Source organism: Acinetobacter sp. CAU_H_60 (assembly GCF_058599385.1).
Window position 1 is genome coordinate 539,799 of the sequence record NZ_CM178653.1, and the last position, 15,887, is coordinate 555,685.

The window sequence follows — 15,887 nt, forward strand, 5'->3', positions numbered from 1 at the left end:
ATTTTTCCAACTTCTAAATCTAAAAAAGCCTTCGATTCTGAAGGCTTTTTGATTTCTATATTCAATCTTCTGCAGCTTGCCAGAGTGCTTCTCCAGCCTGAATGGGATCACCGGTTTCAGCCAGCGTCTTTATCCAGATATCATATTGCGCAATCACCGGATGCTGGCTTGGATGAAAGTCTTTTTTAAACCAGTCACGATACTGTTTACTCATACGGGTCAGCGTGCCTTTTTTGCCAAAGAACCATGGCAGGCCACGGATATTCATCTGTAGACGTTGGCGAGGTGTAAATCCGTCATGCTTTAACATCACATTGGCACGATAAATGGTAAAGCCGATCATCAATGCACTGGTCCACGCCAGGGTAAATTTACGCAGATTTTCTGGTACATCCCCGACCTGTTGCATGACATCAAAGGCCACATCACGATGTTCCATTTCCTCAATCGCATGCCAGGCGAATAGGGCGCGTACATAAGGATGCGCTTCTCTCAAGGTGTCTTTATAAGAATAGAAAGTTTCTGCCATGAGGGCCGTCATATGCTCAGCCGCAGCGGTCATGGCAATGTTATATTGAGGTGAACGTCTTTCCAGTTCAAATTTAAACATCTTGTTTAAGCGCTGAATAAACTGATCGACCGGCATGCCTTGTTCCCGCATCAGGTTATTCATCTTGTCATGGGCAATGCCATGCTGGGCTTCTTGACGGATAAAATCCGCTACCCGTTTCTGTAAATCTGGATCTTTGATCTGGTCGCGGAACAGACGCACACTCTGAATGAAATAACGTTCACCATCCGGAAAAGTCAGGCTGAGCGCATCAAACATACGGGTCAGGAATGGATCGCCACCAAACCAGTAACGCGGAATTTCACTCAGCTTAAAATCAAGATTACTACGTACCACAGGCTGTATGGAAGATTTTAAAGGTGCGTTCATCTGCTTTCATTCTTTTTCTGAAGATGCTGACAGTATGTTCAGAATTGCACAAATTGTTTTGACAGATATGGCCAATTTTTATACATTTTACGCCAGAGAAAAATAAAATATACATTCGCAGCGGAGACAGGGACGCGCTCATGCAGGACATCAAAATCTCCAATGGCTATATCCAGCTATGGGCCACCTATTTGCGTAGCTTAAATATAGAACCTTTAACTGCAGAGTTTCTTGCAGATCTACGACCTCAGCTCATTGGACTGATTGATCAGCCTTTTGATGCGCAAGTTCCGCTGGATTTTCTCAATAACATCTTGTTAAGAACCCAAAAACAGTTAGCATGCCCCCAGTTAATTTTTGAAATTGTGCAATGTATTCGGCCAGAACATTTTGGTGTGTTGGGCTATATGGTATCTAAAAGCAGCAGTATTCCTGAGATCATTGGCTACATCATGCGTTTTCAGCGACTGGTCATTGATGGGAGTGAATTTGTCCCATTGCAACTGAGACAGCATGCACAGAGTATTGAGTTATATTGGGTCTATCAGGATGAGCGTTATAACCTGCTGAATGAGCTGACCATCGCAGCCATGGTGCAATTGGGACGTTTTATTTTGCAGGATCATCCTTTGCTCTTGCGTCGGGTGCGTTTTGCCCATGCTCCGAAAATTGCCCAAATTTATTATCAAAAATTCTATGCTGCAGAAGTGCAGTTTTCACAGCAGGATTATGGCTTTGAACTGGATATACAGGGACTGAACCTGAAATCGGAACAGGCCGATCCAATGCTATTACAGTTATTGATTCGTCAGGCTGAAGAAGCGATTGCAGCCAAACCGCCTGTGGAAAGTATTTTGAGCCAAGCCCAAAAAGTGGTTGCGGAGCATCTAAGAAGCAGACAGCAGGCCATTAAAATTGAACAGCTGGCCGAGCAACTGTTTGTATCGACCCGCACTTTGCAACGTCAATTAAATGAACAGGGTATTTCTTTTAAAAAACTGTTGGAACAGGAAAGGATCAAGCGCTGTGAAAGTTTATTGCATCAGCCCCTAAGCCTGACCGAGATCGCTCAGCAACTGGATTATTCTGACCAGTCGGCTTTGGCCCGAGCCTATAAGGCGGCAACAGGCCGGACTTTATTGCAATATAGAAAACAATTAAAACAGGATCAGGCATAAAAAAACGGCCGTCATTGGCCGCTTTATCTTATGACTTAATTTAAGCTGTTTTTAATTTAGGGTACCGGAAAGTAATTGCGATCACTGCAAATATTGCCAGAATCCAGCAATAATACACGCCCCCGATTAGCTCGACTGGAGAAAGCTTGGCAATTGAACAGGCAAGTAATAATTGCGCGCCATAAGGAATCAGGCCCTGTACCACACAGGAGAAAATATCCATCAGGGCGGCGGCACGTTTTGGATCAACCTCGTATTCTTTCGCCACTTCACGGGCCATGTCCCCGGCCAGAATAATCGCGACAGTATTATTTGCCACAAACAGGTTGGAAAATACGACCAAGAAACTGATCCCGATTTCACCGGCACGTTGACGGCCCACTTTAAATAAGCAAGTCAGCACGTAGATGCGTTCGATCAGCCAGCGTAGGCCACCTTCACGTTGCATGATCGCAGACAGGCCACCCAAGAACATGGATAACAACGCCACTTCAAACATGCCGACAAAGCCGTCATAAATGGAAGTGTTCAGCTTGAGGATATTGAAGTCTGGCGTTGCAAATAGCCCAAATAAACCCGATAACACGACACCGATGGTTAAAACCGCCAGAACATGCAGGCGGCTAAAAGCCAGTAAAAAGACCGCAATATAAGGCAGGACCAGGATCCAGTTAAAGTCCTTGTATTCTACTGGACTGGAACTGCCAGCATTGAAGATATAGATCAAAATCGTGACGATGGAAGCCGGCACAGCAATCCAGACATTGACGCTGAATTTGTCACGTAACTGAACTTTCTGGCTGCTGGTTGCGGCAATGGTGGTGTCGGAAATCATGGACAGGTTATCACCGAACATCGCTCCACCGACCACGGCGCCAATTGCATAAACTACCGGAATCTCGGTCACTTGTACAAAGCCAAAGGCAATCGGTGCACAGGCGGCAATGGTTCCCATAGAGGTACCCATCGCCGTCGCAATAAATGCCGAGATCACAAACAGCATTGGTAACACAAAGCTTGGAGGAATGACAGACAGGCCCATTTGTACGGTGGCATCAACACTGCCAATGGCACTGCTAACACTAGCAAAAGCACCGGCTAGCATAAACACCATGAACATCAGAATCAGGTTGGGATGGCTGGCACCTTTCAGAAATTCTTCAATACCCTGGTTGAGTTTGCCGCGATACACTAATGCAGCCAAGATAATCGCGGGCAGGGCGGCAACAGGTGCTTTAATCTGATAAAACGCAAATTCAGTTCCGATAAGAGAATGATAGATCCCGCTACCTAAAAAGATGGTTAAAAATACAATAAGCGGCAGCAGTGCAATGGCGCGTGCCTGCACTGTACCTTCAGAGTCAGTCTGCATAGGAGATAAAAAAATAAGAGAATGGGGCTAGTATAAAACAGGTTTTGCAATTTCAGAAAACTTTAAATGAATGCGCTAACACCTGCATTTTTATTAATTTTTCCATGATAAAAATAAGTTTATCTAAATATTCAACATTTTAGGGAATGCCAAAATTAGGCATCTTTGATCATTGAGAAAAAAATCAAAATAATCGTAAATAGATCCCTTCGGGTTGTTCTGAAATCCTCGCACAGGAAATGAAATGCCAGAGGTCGATGTTGCACACTGTTCAATGTACAAAAAATAGCGTTACAATGCGATGTCTTGTATTTCTACATAGTCAATGTCTCAAGTTTGAAACACCTTAAGGAAAGCTCAGCCCTATGTCACGTTTAGCCACACGATTTGGACAACTTAAATCTCAACAGCGTAAAGCTTTAGTTTCTTATGTTATGGCTGGTGACCCGCATCCAGAGGTAACCGTACCTTTGCTGCACCAGATGGTGGACGCTGGCGTCGACGTGATTGAACTGGGTCTTCCTTTCTCAGATCCAATGGCAGATGGTCCGGTGATTGCTCTGGCCGCTGAACGCGCGCTGGCCGGTGGCACTAATACCCTAGATGCACTGCACATGGTGAAAGAATTTCGCTTGAAAGACCGCGAAACACCAGTAGTGTTAATGGGTTACCTCAATCCGGTTGAAGTCATTGGCTATGAAAAGTTTGTGGCTTATGCCTATGAATGCGGTGTCGACGGCGTGCTTCTGGTCGATCTTCCTCCTGAAGAAGCTCAAGATCTGGGTCAAGTACTGGAAAAATATGAAATGGATCAGATTTTCCTGTTGGCTCCGACCTCAACTGATGAGCGTATTCAGCATGTAGTAAAACAGGCCAGTGGCTTTATTTACTATGTGTCGTTGAAAGGTGTGACGGGTGCTGCAACATTAGATGTATCTGAAGCAGCTGCACGTATTCAGAAAATTAAGGCAGAGACAGATGTTCCTGTAGGCGTTGGTTTTGGTATCAGTGATGCTGCATCTGCGAAAGCGATGGGTGTTGCTGCCGATGCAGTTATTGTGGGAAGTGCGTTTGTAAAACAGTTTGCAACCCTCGCGCCAGAACAAGCCGTTATTGCGACGGTGAATAAAGTCAAGGAGCTTCGAGCAGCGCTCGATGAGTTATAGTATGAGTCAACAAGTGAAATCAGGCAAAATTCTGAGCCCATCGACCCCATGGACGGAGCGTATTGTTCCGGGCATTCATGTACCTGATGAGCAAACCACCCTAAAAGCGACATTCACAGAGCCAACGATTGAGTGCCCTGAATGTCATGCTTTGGTGACACGTACTGCAATGTCATTTAATGCTTATGTTTGTCCACAATGCGATGAACATCTGAAAATGAAAGCACGTGACCGTCTGAACTGGTTCTTTGATCAGGTACAGACTGAAATGGGTCAGGAATTTACTGCTAAAGATCCACTGAAATTTGTCGACAGCAAAGCTTATCCAGAGCGTATGTCGGAAGCGCAAAAGAAAACAGGTGAAACTGAAGCACTGATTGTGATGCAAGGTCTGCTGAAAGGCGTGCCAATGATTGCAACCGCATTTGAATTCGACTTCATGGGCGGCTCTATGGGTACCGTAGTGGGTGACCGTTTTGTGCAGGCAGCAGAGCGTGCGATTGAAACACATCAGCCTTTGATCTGTTTTGCAGCTTCTGGTGGCGCGCGTATGCAGGAAGGCATGCTGTCTTTGATGCAAATGGCACGTACTTCAGCAGCGATTCAGCGTTTGAAAGAAGCAGGTCTGCCTTATGTGGTGGTATTGACCCACCCAGTCTACGGCGGTGTAACTGCATCTTTAGCCATGCTGGGTGATGTGCATCTGGCTGAACCAAAAGCGATGATCGGCTTCGCGGGTAAACGTGTCATCGAACAAACTGTACGTGAAAAACTGGACGAACCGTTCCAGCGCGCTGAATATTTGCTTGATCATGGTGTAATCGATCAGATTGTTCACCGTCATGCATTACGTGATACAGTTTATCGTATTATCACGAAATTGATGAACCTGCCTTGAACACAGCACCATTAGCAACTGATTCACTTGATACATGGCTCGATTATTGGAGCCATGTTCACGTTACGGGGATTGATTTAGGTCTGGAACGTGTCATTCCTGTGGCTGAAAAGCTGGGGGTGATCAATCCGGAGGCTAAAGTCCTGACGGTTGCCGGAACCAATGGTAAAGGTTCAACGACCACGACTCTGGCTGCCATTCTTAATGCTCAGGGATTTAAAGTCGGACTGTATCAGTCTCCTCATGTATATCGCTTCAATGAACGGGTGAAATTACGCGGGGTTGAAGTCGAAGATCAGTTACTGATTGATGCGTTTGTTGAAGTCGATCGGGCACGTCGCGAATGCGATTTAAGCCTGTCATTCTTTGAAGCGACCACACTTGCTGCATTTGTGATTTTTAAACATGAACTGTGTGATGTGTGGGTGCTGGAAGTCGGATTGGGCGGTCGTCTGGATGTGGTCAACGTGGTTAATCCGGATGTTGCGGTCATCACCAATATCGGACTGGATCATACCGACTGGCTCGGTGATACCATTGAAAAAATTGCTTTTGAAAAAGCTGGTATTATCCGTCCGAATATTCCCGTGATTTTTGGCGGTCAGCAAGATATTCCGCAAGCCATTCTGGATAAAGCTGCTGAATGCAATGCGCCGTTATATGCGGTCAACCGTGATTATTTCTATGAAGCTTTCGAAGATAGTAAAACCTGGGCTTTTGCATCGTCAGGTACGACTTTAAAATTGCCGACAGGTTCACTGGCGCTGGATAATATTTCGACAGCGGTTGCAGCGATCTTGCTGAGTGGTCTGGAAGTTAACCAGACAGCGATTGCGGAAGGAATTCAGGCAGCTAAATTGCCGGGTCGTTTTGAAGTCCGAGAAATTCAGAATAAGACCGTAATTTTTGATGCCGGACATAACCCGCATGGGGTAGAGTTCCTGTTAAAACAATTACGCAATTATTTAAATTACAACAAGAAATACAAAGAAGTCATTTGTGTATTTTCCATGCTGGCAGATAAAGATATAAATTCTGTCGTCAAGTTGTTGAAAGACACTGTTCATTTGTGGAAAATTGCACCATTATCTGTGCCACGTGCGGCAGAGGTCACACTTTTGACTGATGCATTGCAGGGTGAATTGATAGAACAATTTGACAATGTAAAATTAGCTTTTAAATCAGCGCTGGATGAAACAGAGAATAATCAGCTGATTTTGGTATGTGGATCATTTCATACCTTAGAAGCGGTATGGGAGTATTTGGAAGAATGTCAATGAATAACAAACAACGCTGGATGGGTGGCGTTGTTTTACTAGGTGGTGGTGTTTTATTGGCAGCATTACTCCTGAAAGGCCAAAATGAAATTCATCAGGATCGTCAGCAAAACCCGGCATTGGCTGCAGAAGTAGAATCAAAAGATACAGTCAATAATTCATTAGGTTCTTTAACAGTTGATGTGGAAACAGAAAAACGTCTGCTGGAACAGCAGCGTCGTGACCGCGAAAAAGCAGTGGCTGAACAGGAAGCCCGTGCAGCTGAATTTTTAGCCATGCAACAGCAGGCTGAGGCAGATGCGGCACGTCGTGCGGCTGAAGAATATGCCGCTTTGAATGCCCATCGTATGGGACAGCAAAGTTCAGACAATATTCCGCCTGAGCTGGCAGAAGATGAACAGACGAAGCAAAAACGTCTGGCTGAAGACAAGGCTGCTGCACAAAAAAAGTTAGAACAGCAGAAGCTTGAGCAGCAAAAAGCCCAAACTTCAGCTGATACTGCCAAGAAACAGGCAGAGCAGAAGGCTGCAGAAGAAAAACGTAAGCTAGAAGAGAAACGTAAAGCTGAAGAAGCGCATAAGGCAGCTGAAGCAAAACGTAAGGCCGAGGAAGAGCATAAAGCGGCTGAAAAGAAAAAAGAAGCTGAGCATAAAGCTGCTGAAGAAAAACGTAAGGCAGAAGAAAAGCGCAAAGCTGAAGAGAAGCATAAAGCAGAAGAGGCCAAGAAAAAGGCTGAAGCTGAAAAAGCCCGTAAACTTCTTGAAGGTGAAAGTGATAAACAGTGGATGGTGCAGGTGGCATTGGCTGCCAATGAAGCCAATGCTGATGCCATTGCGGCCAAACTGCGGGCCAAAGGCTACAAGGTCACCAAGAGCCAGACATCTAAAGGTGTGCGTATCATGGTGGGTCCATCCAAAGACCGTGAAACAGCAGATGCACTGCGTAAGAAAATCGCGTCTGATGCCAGCTTGAATATGAAATCAGCTTGGGTGAATGATTGGGTGCCGCTAGATAAGCGTTAATTTTCTTACTTAATCGAAGTTTCTGTAGATGGATTCGTGAGTTGCTCGCGAATCCATTTTACATTTTCAGGGGTAAATAATTTTTCAATATTGCGCCAAATGGAATGAAAGCCATAACCACCATGCTTCATTTCCTGTACTGCATCTTCAATGCGCCAGTTCTGAAAAATAATCCGGTACATGGCCACACTGGCACCGGTACGGTCTGAACCGTGATAACAGTGTAAAAGTATTTTTTCATTATTTTGTCGTGCCTGCTGGATTAACTGCATCACATTCAGTAAATCCTCGCGATTCATAGCCCAGGTATGAATGGGAACATGTTTAAGCTTGAGGTCTTCATTTGACAAAATATCCGTATCTTTATCGCGTGAACGCAGGTTGATCACCACATTAATGGCATATTGTTTTAATAAGGGCGTCAGTTCATCGCTTGGCTGTTCACTTCGGTAAAGTTCATTGCTAATCTGATAAAAATTATGTTCTTCATGCAGTTCCTGTCCCCAATGCATTGGGCGTTCCTGTTCAGGCAGCGCTGGAGTACAGCCAGATAAAACAAGCGTAGAAACCAGAAGAAGTACATAATTATTTTTCATTGCAACCTAACTCACCTTTTTAATCATTCTCTTCAACAGCATATCGGCTTTTTCAAAAAAAAGCCTGTCCGAAGACAGGCTTGATGGGAAAAGTTCGAAAACCCGGCTCGTCGGTGGGTATCAAACAAAACATGAAAATGAGGGTTGATGCATGATGATCTTCATTTTCATGGTGGAGAATTTTTTCTAAATTTTCGGTGTCATGGTTAAAGAGCAGTAACTTTGCTTATCCGTATAACTTTAGCATAGCTGAGGTTCTTGAGCGAAAAAGTACCACCTTTTAGAGACTACGCGTTTCGCTTGTCTTACGAATAACTAAAGCAGTGCTTTCAAATTATCACTCGAAGCATAGCTTCTCGTCTTGCATTCAAGCAAAGCGGTGTTTTGGAAGCTACGCGCTGCGCTTGTCTTGTCACAAATTAAAGCAGTGCAATACTGCGCACTTCGTTTGCTTTGCGCAAAATTAAAAAGGAGTCCTTTTAATTCCTTACCAGCCATAGCATAGCTATGGCTCTTGCGCTCGGGCGAAGCAGTGCTTCGCTTATCCTCGCTCAGGCTGTGGCGTAAGACGTAAATAAGGAGTTACTGCTTTATAACCTTTAGGGAAGCGTTGTTTGATTTCTTCCTCATCTTTTAATGAAGGCACAATCACTACATCATCGCCATGTTGCCAGTTAGCCGGGGTTGCGACTTTATGGTTGTCAGTTAATTGTAGAGAGTCGACTACACGTAGTACTTCATGGAAGTTACGCCCTGTTGATGCAGGGTAGGTAATGATCAGACGCACTTTCTTGTTTGGATCAATGATTACCAGAGAACGTACAGTCAAGGTTTCACTCGCGTTCGGGTGAATAAAATCATACAGCTCAGATACTTTACGGTCCTGATCTGCAATGATCGGGAAGTTAACGGTGGTATCTTGAGTTTCATTAATGTCTTTGATCCAGCCATGATGCGATTCAACATCATCCACAGAAAGGGCAATTGCTTTCACGTCACGCTTTTCAAACTCATCTTTCAGCTTTGCGGTAAATCCCAGTTCAGTGGTGCATACAGGGGTATAATCTGCTGGATGTGAAAATAAAATGCCCCAGCTATCGCCTAGAAAGTCATAAAAGTTAATTAAGCCTTCGCTAGATTGCTGTTCAAAATTCGGTGCGGTATCGCCTAAACGTAAACTCATTTTCTTGCCTCAATTGATCTTGTAATGTGTCGATGAGAATAAATATGAACCAATTTTTTTATGATTAAAAATAGTGTTTTTAGAATTTCTTATGAATAAACCGAATAAAGAAGTAGGATATTGATTCAGAATCAGACAAATCAGTCGTCTAATTAACTATATTGCATGGGTAAAATTTGCTACATTACTTTGCCTTAGGTCTCAGGGCTAGGACGAAGGATGAGTTTTTTTCATTGGTTTTCTGGCAAAACCCTTGTAGTTCAAATTTCTAGCACCATAATAACGACTAAGAACATATTTATTTGACAAGCAAGATTTAGAGAGTCTATTCATGTTGGCAAGTCTGATCGGAGGAATCTTCGGTACCAAAAATGAGCGCGAACTCAAACGCATGCGTAAAATCGTAGACAAGATTAATGCGCTCGAGCCGACGATATCAGCCCTAAGCGATGCAGACTTATCTGCAAAAACTGAAGAATTCAAACAACGATATAATAAGGGTGAAAGCCTAGATAAGTTACTTCCTGAAGCATTCGCAGTCTGTCGTGAAGCTGCAAAACGTGTTATGGGAATGCGTCACTACGACGTACAGTTGATTGGTGGTATTACCCTGCATGAAGGCAAGATTGCCGAGATGCGTACCGGTGAAGGTAAAACCCTGATGGGGACGCTGGCCTGTTATCTTAATGCTTTGAGCGGACAGGGTGTCCATGTCATCACGGTGAATGACTATTTGGCACAACGTGATGCTGAGTTAAACCGTCCATTGTTCGAATTCTTGGGTTTAAGCATTGGGATTATCTATTCCATGCAGAATCCGATAGAAAAATCTGAAGCCTATAAAGCAGATATCACTTACGGTACCAATAACGAATTCGGTTTCGATTATCTTCGTGACAACATGGTGTTCTCGCTGGCTGAGAAAAAACAGCGTGGTCTGACCTATGCTATTATCGATGAGGTCGATTCGATCCTGATCGATGAAGCGCGTACACCACTGATTATCTCTGGTCAAAGTGAAGACTCCTCCCAGCTTTATGCAGCGATCAACAGCATTCCACCGAAGTTAAAAGCACAGAAAGAAGAAAAAGTACCGGATGGCGGTCATTTCTGGATTGATGAAAAACAGCGTTCTGTTGAAATTACTGAAACCGGTTTTGAAACCATTGAAAGTGAATTGATTGCAATGGGCTTGCTGGCTGAAGGTGAAAGCCTGTATTCAGCTTCTAATTTGAATTTGCTGCATCATGTGACTGCTGCGATTCGTGCGCACTATCTGTATCAACGTAACGTGCATTACATCATCCATGAAGGTGAAGTGATCATCGTCGATGAGAACACCGGTCGTACCATGCCAGGTCGTCGCTGGTCTGAAGGTCTGCACCAGGCAGTTGAAGCAAAAGAAGGTCTGGAAATCCAGCCGGAAAACCAGACCCTTGCAACTACTACATTCCAGAACTATTTCCGTCTGTATAAAAAATTATCCGGTATGACCGGTACTGCAGATACTGAAGCTGCGGAAATGAAAGAAATTTACGGTCTGGATGTGGTAATCATTCCAACCCACCGTCCAATGATCCGTAATGACCAGAACGATTTGATCTACCTGAATCGTGAAGGCAAATACAACGCGATTATTCAGGAAATCCAGCGTGTTCATGAAGCTGGTGTTGCACCAATCCTAATTGGTACGGCCACTATTGAAGCGTCGGAAATTCTTTCTGACAAGCTTAAAGAAGCTGGTATTGAACATGAAGTCCTGAATGCCAAACAGCATGAGCGTGAAGCAGATATTATTGCCCAAGCGGGTGCACCGCGTGCTGTAACGATTGCAACTAACATGGCCGGTCGTGGTACCGATATTTTGCTGGGTGGTAACTGGAAAGCGCTACTGGCCAAAATTGAAAACCCAACCCCTGAAGATGAAGCACGCCTGAAAGCAGAATGGGAAGCGAATCATGAAGCAGTTCTTGCTTCTGGTGGTTTGCATATTATCGGTTCTGAGCGTCATGAATCTCGCCGTATCGATAACCAGTTGCGTGGTCGTGCGGGCCGTCAGGGTGACCCGGGTGTATCGCGTTTCTACCTGTCTCTTGAAGATGACTTGATGCGTATCTTTGCGGGTGACCGTGTGGTTGCCATGATGCGTGCAATGGGCTTAAAAGAAGATGAAGCGATTGAACACAAAATGGTGTCACGCTCAATCGAAAATGCACAGCGTAAAGTAGAAGCACGTAACTTCGACATTCGTAAGAACCTGTTGAAATACGATGACGTGAATAACGAGCAGCGTAAAATTATCTATAGTCAGCGTGATGAGATTCTGGCTGAAAGCTCATTGCAGGATTATATCGAAGAGATGATCCGTGAAGTGATGCAGGGCATGATCGCGAACTACATTCCACCTGAGTCGATTCATGACCAGTGGGATATTGAAGGTCTGGAACTTGCACTACGTGAAGATTTGTCGATTGATCTACCAGTCGCACAATGGTTAGAGCAGGATCGTCGTTTAGATGAAGAAGCACTGGTTGAACGAATTACTGAAGAAGTGGTAAATCGTTACCGTTCACGTCGTGAGCAAATGGGTGCTGAATCTGCAGCATCACTCGAACGTCATTTCATGTTGAACTCTCTGGATCGTCACTGGAAAGAGCATCTGGCTGCGATGGATTACCTGCGTCAGGGTATTCATTTACGCGGTTATGCACAGAAAAATCCAGAGCAGGAATACAAAAAAGAAGCCTACAACCTGTTTGTAAACATGCTGGGCGTGATTAAATCTGACGTCATTACTGATCTGTCACGTATCCATGTGCCAACACCTGAAGAGCTGGCTGAAATGGAAGCACAGCAGCAGGCACAGGCTGAAGCGATGCGTTTGCAGTTATCTCATCAGGAATTTGATGGATTACTGGCTGAAGAAGATGAAATCACCACTGAACAGAATGCGCAGGCCAATCCGGTTGCACCAGTCTTTGAAGCACCGGCAAGCCGTAATGCACCTTGTCCATGTGGTTCAGGTCTGAAATACAAACAGTGTCATGGCAAGATCTAATTTCTGCTAAGTTTCTAAACTATAAAAAGATCAGGGCCAAATAGCCCTGATCTTTTTATGTATATGGGCTTTTCAGCTGGTGAATACTGTTTGCACTGTGCCGGATTAAATGGTATTTAATGGCAGATTGAACACCGCAAAGTGGAAGAAACAATGACAAAAGTATTAAAAACGATGATGGTTGCTGCTTTGGCAATCCCGGCTTTAAGTTTTGCAGAAACAGCAACAACGACACCTGCTAAAGTTCAGCAGGCCATTGGTCCAACTACGGCTCAGGTTCAGACAGGTATAGATGGTCAGGTGACTATTGCAAGTCCGCGTACTGGCATTCGCTATACCTTTAATAATTCAAACCGCCCAATCGTTTTGCAAACTGCAGCGATTGCAGCAGCCAATGCAGCCAATGCTGACCGTATTGTAGCTTCTAATCCTGCGCTTTCTGCGGCAAGTCAGCAACAGGCGAAACAGGCTTTATTGAGCGAATCAACCCAGCTGGCTAAAAACTAAGTTTGATCCAGTTTAATAAAACCAGTCACTATGACTGGTTTTTTATTGTGAAAAACTATAAGAAAAGCGAGTGTTCATCTGGCTTTGGCTCGATTTTTTAATGAAGATCAACTAAGCTGTATTTTTCTGAAATTTCAATATTGGACATTTAAAAATGGCAGTTGGTGACGTATCTATGCCACAGATGCATGTGGTAAAAGGGGTGAGAATTGGTTCGGCAGAAGCGTATGTACGCTATCAGAACCGACGTGACCTGGTGATATTTGAACTGGCTGAAGGCTCCAATGTTGCAGGTGTATTCACCCAGAATGCTTTTTGTGCTGCTCCTGTACATGTTTCTAAAGCACATCTGGCGGTAGGTAATCCACGTTATTTAGTGATTAATACCGGAAATGCCAATGCGGGTACAGGTGCTACAGGTATGGCAAATGCTGAAGCCACTTGTGCCAAACTGGCTGAACTTGCAGGCGTGAAAGCTGAAGAAGTATTGCCATTTTCAACAGGGGTGATTGGCGAACAATTACCAATGGAACGTCTTCTGAATGGTTTGCAGCCTGCATTAGAGTCATTGCGTGATGATGCCTGGATCGATGCGGCAACCGGCATCATGACCACAGACACTACACCAAAAGGTGCATCTGAACAGTTTGAGCTGGATGGTATCACCTATACCATGACCGGGATTTCCAAAGGCGCCGGCATGATTCGTCCAAATATGGCCACTATGCTGGGCTATGTGGCGACTGATGTGCCAATCAGCCGCGAACTGGTTCAACAGCTTTTATCCGAGACAGTGAATCAGTCATTCAACCGTATTACCATTGATGGTGATACCTCTACCAATGACTCTTGTATTTTCATTGCCACAGGTCAGGCCGGTGGAACAGAAATTTCATCAGTTGAAGATCCGCGTTATGCTGCTGTGCTTGAAGTATTAATGCGTACCATGAAGCGTCTTGCACAACTGATTGTGCGTGATGGTGAAGGCGCAACCAAGTTTATTACTGTGGCCGTAGAAGGTGGTGCCAATACTCAGGAATGCTGTGACGTGGCCTATAGTATTGCGCATTCTCCATTGGTGAAAACTGCGATCTTTGCTTCTGATCCAAACTGGGGGCGTATTCTGGCTGCAATCGGTTATGCAGGTGTGGCGAATTTAGACGTTGCAAAAATTCAGGTTTGGTTAGATGATGTACAAATCTGCAAGGATGGTGGTGCAGCAGCAGATTATACCGAAGAGGCAGGTGCACGTGTGATGGCACAAGCTGAAATGACGATTCGTGTTGATCTTGGACGGGGTGAAGCAAAAGATACAGTCTATACCTGTGACCTGTCCTATGATTATGTGAAGATCAATGCTGATTATCGTTCATAATTCAGATTGTTTCTTAAGCCTCCGTTGTGGGGCTTTTTTTATATCTTATGATTTTTAATGACTGGTCAAAAAGCATTTTGCTGGAGATGACCGGGATGTAGGGTGAAAGGTTCGTTGAATAGTGAGCCATGAGGGTAGAGTAAGAGTTGTTATGAATGATGCGACCAAATTAATAGCCAATGAAGCCAAATCGATTGTACAGGCGCATTTAGATCGTTTAGGAGAACCCAAAGAGCATCAGATCAGTGCACAGGCCAAACAGGAAAAATTCGCACAGATTCAAGCTGAACTGGAAAAGCAGAATGCAGTGCTAGTTGCGCATTATTATTGTGATCCTGAAGTACAAGAACTAGCGGAACTGACTGGTGGCTGTGTCTCCGATTCATTGGAAATGGCACGTTTTGGGCGTGACCATCCTGCGTCGACCTTGGTGGTGGCCGGGGTTAAGTTCATGGGTGAAACCTCAAAAATACTTTCACCAGAAAAAACCGTCCTGATGCCAACTCTTGAAGCAACCTGTTCACTGGATTTGGGCTGTCCGGTAGAGGAATTTACCAAATTCTGTGATGCGCATCCTGATCATACTGTAGTCGTTTATGCCAATACTTCGGCTGCGGTTAAAGCCCGCGCTGACTGGGTCGTGACTTCAAGTTGTGCAGTTGAGATTATTGAACACCTCGATAGTTTGGGCGAGAAAATTATCTGGGCACCGGATCAGCATCTGGGGCGTTATATTCAGAATAAAACTGGTGCTGACATGCTGCTTTGGGATGGTGCTTGTATTGTTCATGAAGAATTCCGTTCGCGCGGAATTGCCAATATGAAAGCCTTATATCCTGATGCGGCAGTGCTGGTTCATCCAGAATCACCGATGTCTGTGGTAGAAATTGCTGATGCAGTTGGAAGTACTTCTCAGTTAATCAAGGCAGCTCAAACCTTGCCACATCAGCGTTTGATCGTGGCAACGGATCGCGGTATTTTCTATAAAATGCAGCAGGCTGTACCAGATAAGATTCTGATTGAAGCTCCAACCGCTGGAGAAGGAGCAACCTGTCGTTCATGTGCACACTGTCCTTGGATGGCCATGAACGAGCTAGATGGAATCTTGCATGTTCTACAACATCGTGATCAGGAGATTCATGTTGACCCCGCATTAGCTCAACGAGCCAAACTGCCTTTAGATCGTATGCTGGATTTTAGTGCCAGCTTGAAACGCTAAAATTTTGTATAAAAAATGTCTGAAATGCTTGATAAATAAACGCTTGAAGTGTTTTTTTGATTTTTTTTAAATATAGGTGTTGACGTCTTATGGCGT

General features: G+C 44.5%; 13 protein-coding genes. 9 read left to right on the forward strand and 4 right to left on the reverse strand.

What is annotated here, in order from left to right; genetic code table 11:
* Positions 1–61 precede the first annotated feature (61 nt).
* Positions 62–940, reverse strand: coding sequence for a metal-dependent hydrolase (locus AC4MBN_RS02495; RefSeq protein WP_419365850.1), 879 nt, complete (start codon positions 938–940; stop codon positions 62–64).
* A 140-nt stretch (positions 941–1,080) separates the two neighbouring features.
* Between AC4MBN_RS02495 and AC4MBN_RS02500 the strand changes: the two genes are divergently transcribed.
* A complete protein-coding gene (locus AC4MBN_RS02500) occupies positions 1,081–2,118 on the forward strand; it encodes a helix-turn-helix domain-containing protein (RefSeq protein WP_491880598.1) in 1,038 nt (345 codons plus the stop codon).
* A 40-nt stretch (positions 2,119–2,158) separates the two neighbouring features.
* On the opposite strand, the gene AC4MBN_RS02505 is transcribed toward AC4MBN_RS02500, so the two are convergent.
* A complete protein-coding gene (locus AC4MBN_RS02505) occupies positions 2,159–3,490 on the reverse strand; it encodes a Na+/H+ antiporter NhaC family protein (RefSeq protein WP_491880599.1) in 1,332 nt (443 codons plus the stop codon).
* Between the two features lie 365 nt (positions 3,491–3,855).
* On the opposite strand from AC4MBN_RS02505, the gene trpA reads away from it, so the two are divergent.
* Genes trpA through AC4MBN_RS02525 form a run of 4 tightly spaced genes read left to right on the forward strand, consistent with a single transcriptional unit; the run spans position 3,856 to position 7,853 of the window.
* Positions 3,856–4,656 carry a tryptophan synthase subunit alpha gene (gene trpA / locus AC4MBN_RS02510; RefSeq protein ID WP_004782187.1) on the forward strand — a complete coding sequence of 267 codons (801 nt, stop codon included), beginning with the start codon at positions 3,856–3,858 and terminating at the stop codon, positions 4,654–4,656.
* A gap of 1 nt (position 4,657) precedes the next feature.
* Positions 4,658–5,554 (forward strand): acetyl-CoA carboxylase, carboxyltransferase subunit beta, encoded by an 897-nt coding sequence (accD, locus tag AC4MBN_RS02515; RefSeq protein WP_034169942.1) that lies wholly within the window; start codon positions 4,658–4,660, stop codon positions 5,552–5,554.
* Positions 5,551–6,834 (forward strand): bifunctional tetrahydrofolate synthase/dihydrofolate synthase, encoded by a 1,284-nt coding sequence (gene folC / locus AC4MBN_RS02520; protein ID WP_491880600.1) that lies wholly within the window; start codon positions 5,551–5,553, stop codon positions 6,832–6,834. The genes accD and folC overlap by 4 nt, the downstream gene beginning before the upstream one ends.
* Positions 6,825–7,853, forward strand: coding sequence for an SPOR domain-containing protein (locus AC4MBN_RS02525; protein WP_411580945.1), 1,029 nt, complete (start codon positions 6,825–6,827; stop codon positions 7,851–7,853). Before folC ends, AC4MBN_RS02525 begins: the two co-directional genes overlap by 10 nt.
* 5 nt (positions 7,854–7,858) lie before the next feature.
* Here AC4MBN_RS02525 and AC4MBN_RS02530 read toward each other — a convergent pair whose 3' ends face one another.
* Together AC4MBN_RS02530 and AC4MBN_RS02535 are read right to left on the reverse strand one after the other, a co-directional pair.
* Complete coding sequence (locus AC4MBN_RS02530; protein ID WP_491880601.1) at positions 7,859–8,449, reverse strand: dual specificity protein phosphatase family protein; 591 nt, start codon at positions 8,447–8,449, stop codon at positions 7,859–7,861.
* Between the two features lie 541 nt (positions 8,450–8,990).
* Positions 8,991–9,632, reverse strand: a complete 642-nt coding sequence (locus AC4MBN_RS02535; protein WP_491880602.1) for a peroxiredoxin — start codon at positions 9,630–9,632, stop codon at positions 8,991–8,993.
* A 331-nt stretch (positions 9,633–9,963) separates the two neighbouring features.
* Here AC4MBN_RS02535 and secA point away from each other — a divergent pair, with 331 nt between their 5' ends.
* From secA to nadA, 4 genes are all read left to right on the forward strand, one after another.
* Entirely contained in the window at positions 9,964–12,690 is a 2,727-nt protein-coding gene (gene secA / locus AC4MBN_RS02540) for a preprotein translocase subunit SecA (protein WP_180031926.1), read from the forward strand.
* Positions 12,691–12,843: 153 nt separating this feature from the next.
* Positions 12,844–13,197 (forward strand): hypothetical protein, encoded by a 354-nt coding sequence (locus tag AC4MBN_RS02545; RefSeq protein WP_491880603.1) that lies wholly within the window; start codon positions 12,844–12,846, stop codon positions 13,195–13,197.
* 154 nt (positions 13,198–13,351) lie between these two features.
* Positions 13,352–14,572: a bifunctional glutamate N-acetyltransferase/amino-acid acetyltransferase ArgJ gene (gene argJ, locus AC4MBN_RS02550; protein WP_180138167.1), complete on the forward strand. Its 1,221-nt coding sequence runs from the start codon at positions 13,352–13,354 to the stop codon at positions 14,570–14,572.
* A gap of 151 nt (positions 14,573–14,723) precedes the next feature.
* Complete coding sequence (nadA, locus tag AC4MBN_RS02555; RefSeq protein WP_175966732.1) at positions 14,724–15,791, forward strand: quinolinate synthase NadA; 1,068 nt, start codon at positions 14,724–14,726, stop codon at positions 15,789–15,791.
* Positions 15,792–15,887: the final 96 nt, after the last annotated feature.

Coding starts and splice junctions, on each gene's coding strand:
- AC4MBN_RS02495 (WP_419365850.1), bottom strand. CDS start 940: ATGAACGCACCTTTAAAATCTTCCATACAGCCTGTGGTACGTAGTAAT.
- accD (WP_034169942.1), top strand. CDS start 4,658: ATGAGTCAACAAGTGAAATCAGGCAAAATTCTGAGCCCATCGACCCCA.
- trpA (WP_004782187.1), top strand. CDS start 3,856: ATGTCACGTTTAGCCACACGATTTGGACAACTTAAATCTCAACAGCGT.
- AC4MBN_RS02530 (WP_491880601.1), bottom strand. CDS start 8,449: ATGAAAAATAATTATGTACTTCTTCTGGTTTCTACGCTTGTTTTATCT.
- AC4MBN_RS02535 (WP_491880602.1), bottom strand. CDS start 9,632: ATGAGTTTACGTTTAGGCGATACCGCACCGAATTTTGAACAGCAATCT.
- AC4MBN_RS02525 (WP_411580945.1), top strand. CDS start 6,825: ATGTCAATGAATAACAAACAACGCTGGATGGGTGGCGTTGTTTTACTA.
- AC4MBN_RS02505 (WP_491880599.1), bottom strand. CDS start 3,490: ATGCAGACTGACTCTGAAGGTACAGTGCAGGCACGCGCCATTGCACTG.
- secA (WP_180031926.1), top strand. CDS start 9,964: ATGTTGGCAAGTCTGATCGGAGGAATCTTCGGTACCAAAAATGAGCGC.
- nadA (WP_175966732.1), top strand. CDS start 14,724: ATGAATGATGCGACCAAATTAATAGCCAATGAAGCCAAATCGATTGTA.
- AC4MBN_RS02545 (WP_491880603.1), top strand. CDS start 12,844: ATGACAAAAGTATTAAAAACGATGATGGTTGCTGCTTTGGCAATCCCG.
- AC4MBN_RS02500 (WP_491880598.1), top strand. CDS start 1,081: ATGCAGGACATCAAAATCTCCAATGGCTATATCCAGCTATGGGCCACC.
- argJ (WP_180138167.1), top strand. CDS start 13,352: ATGGCAGTTGGTGACGTATCTATGCCACAGATGCATGTGGTAAAAGGG.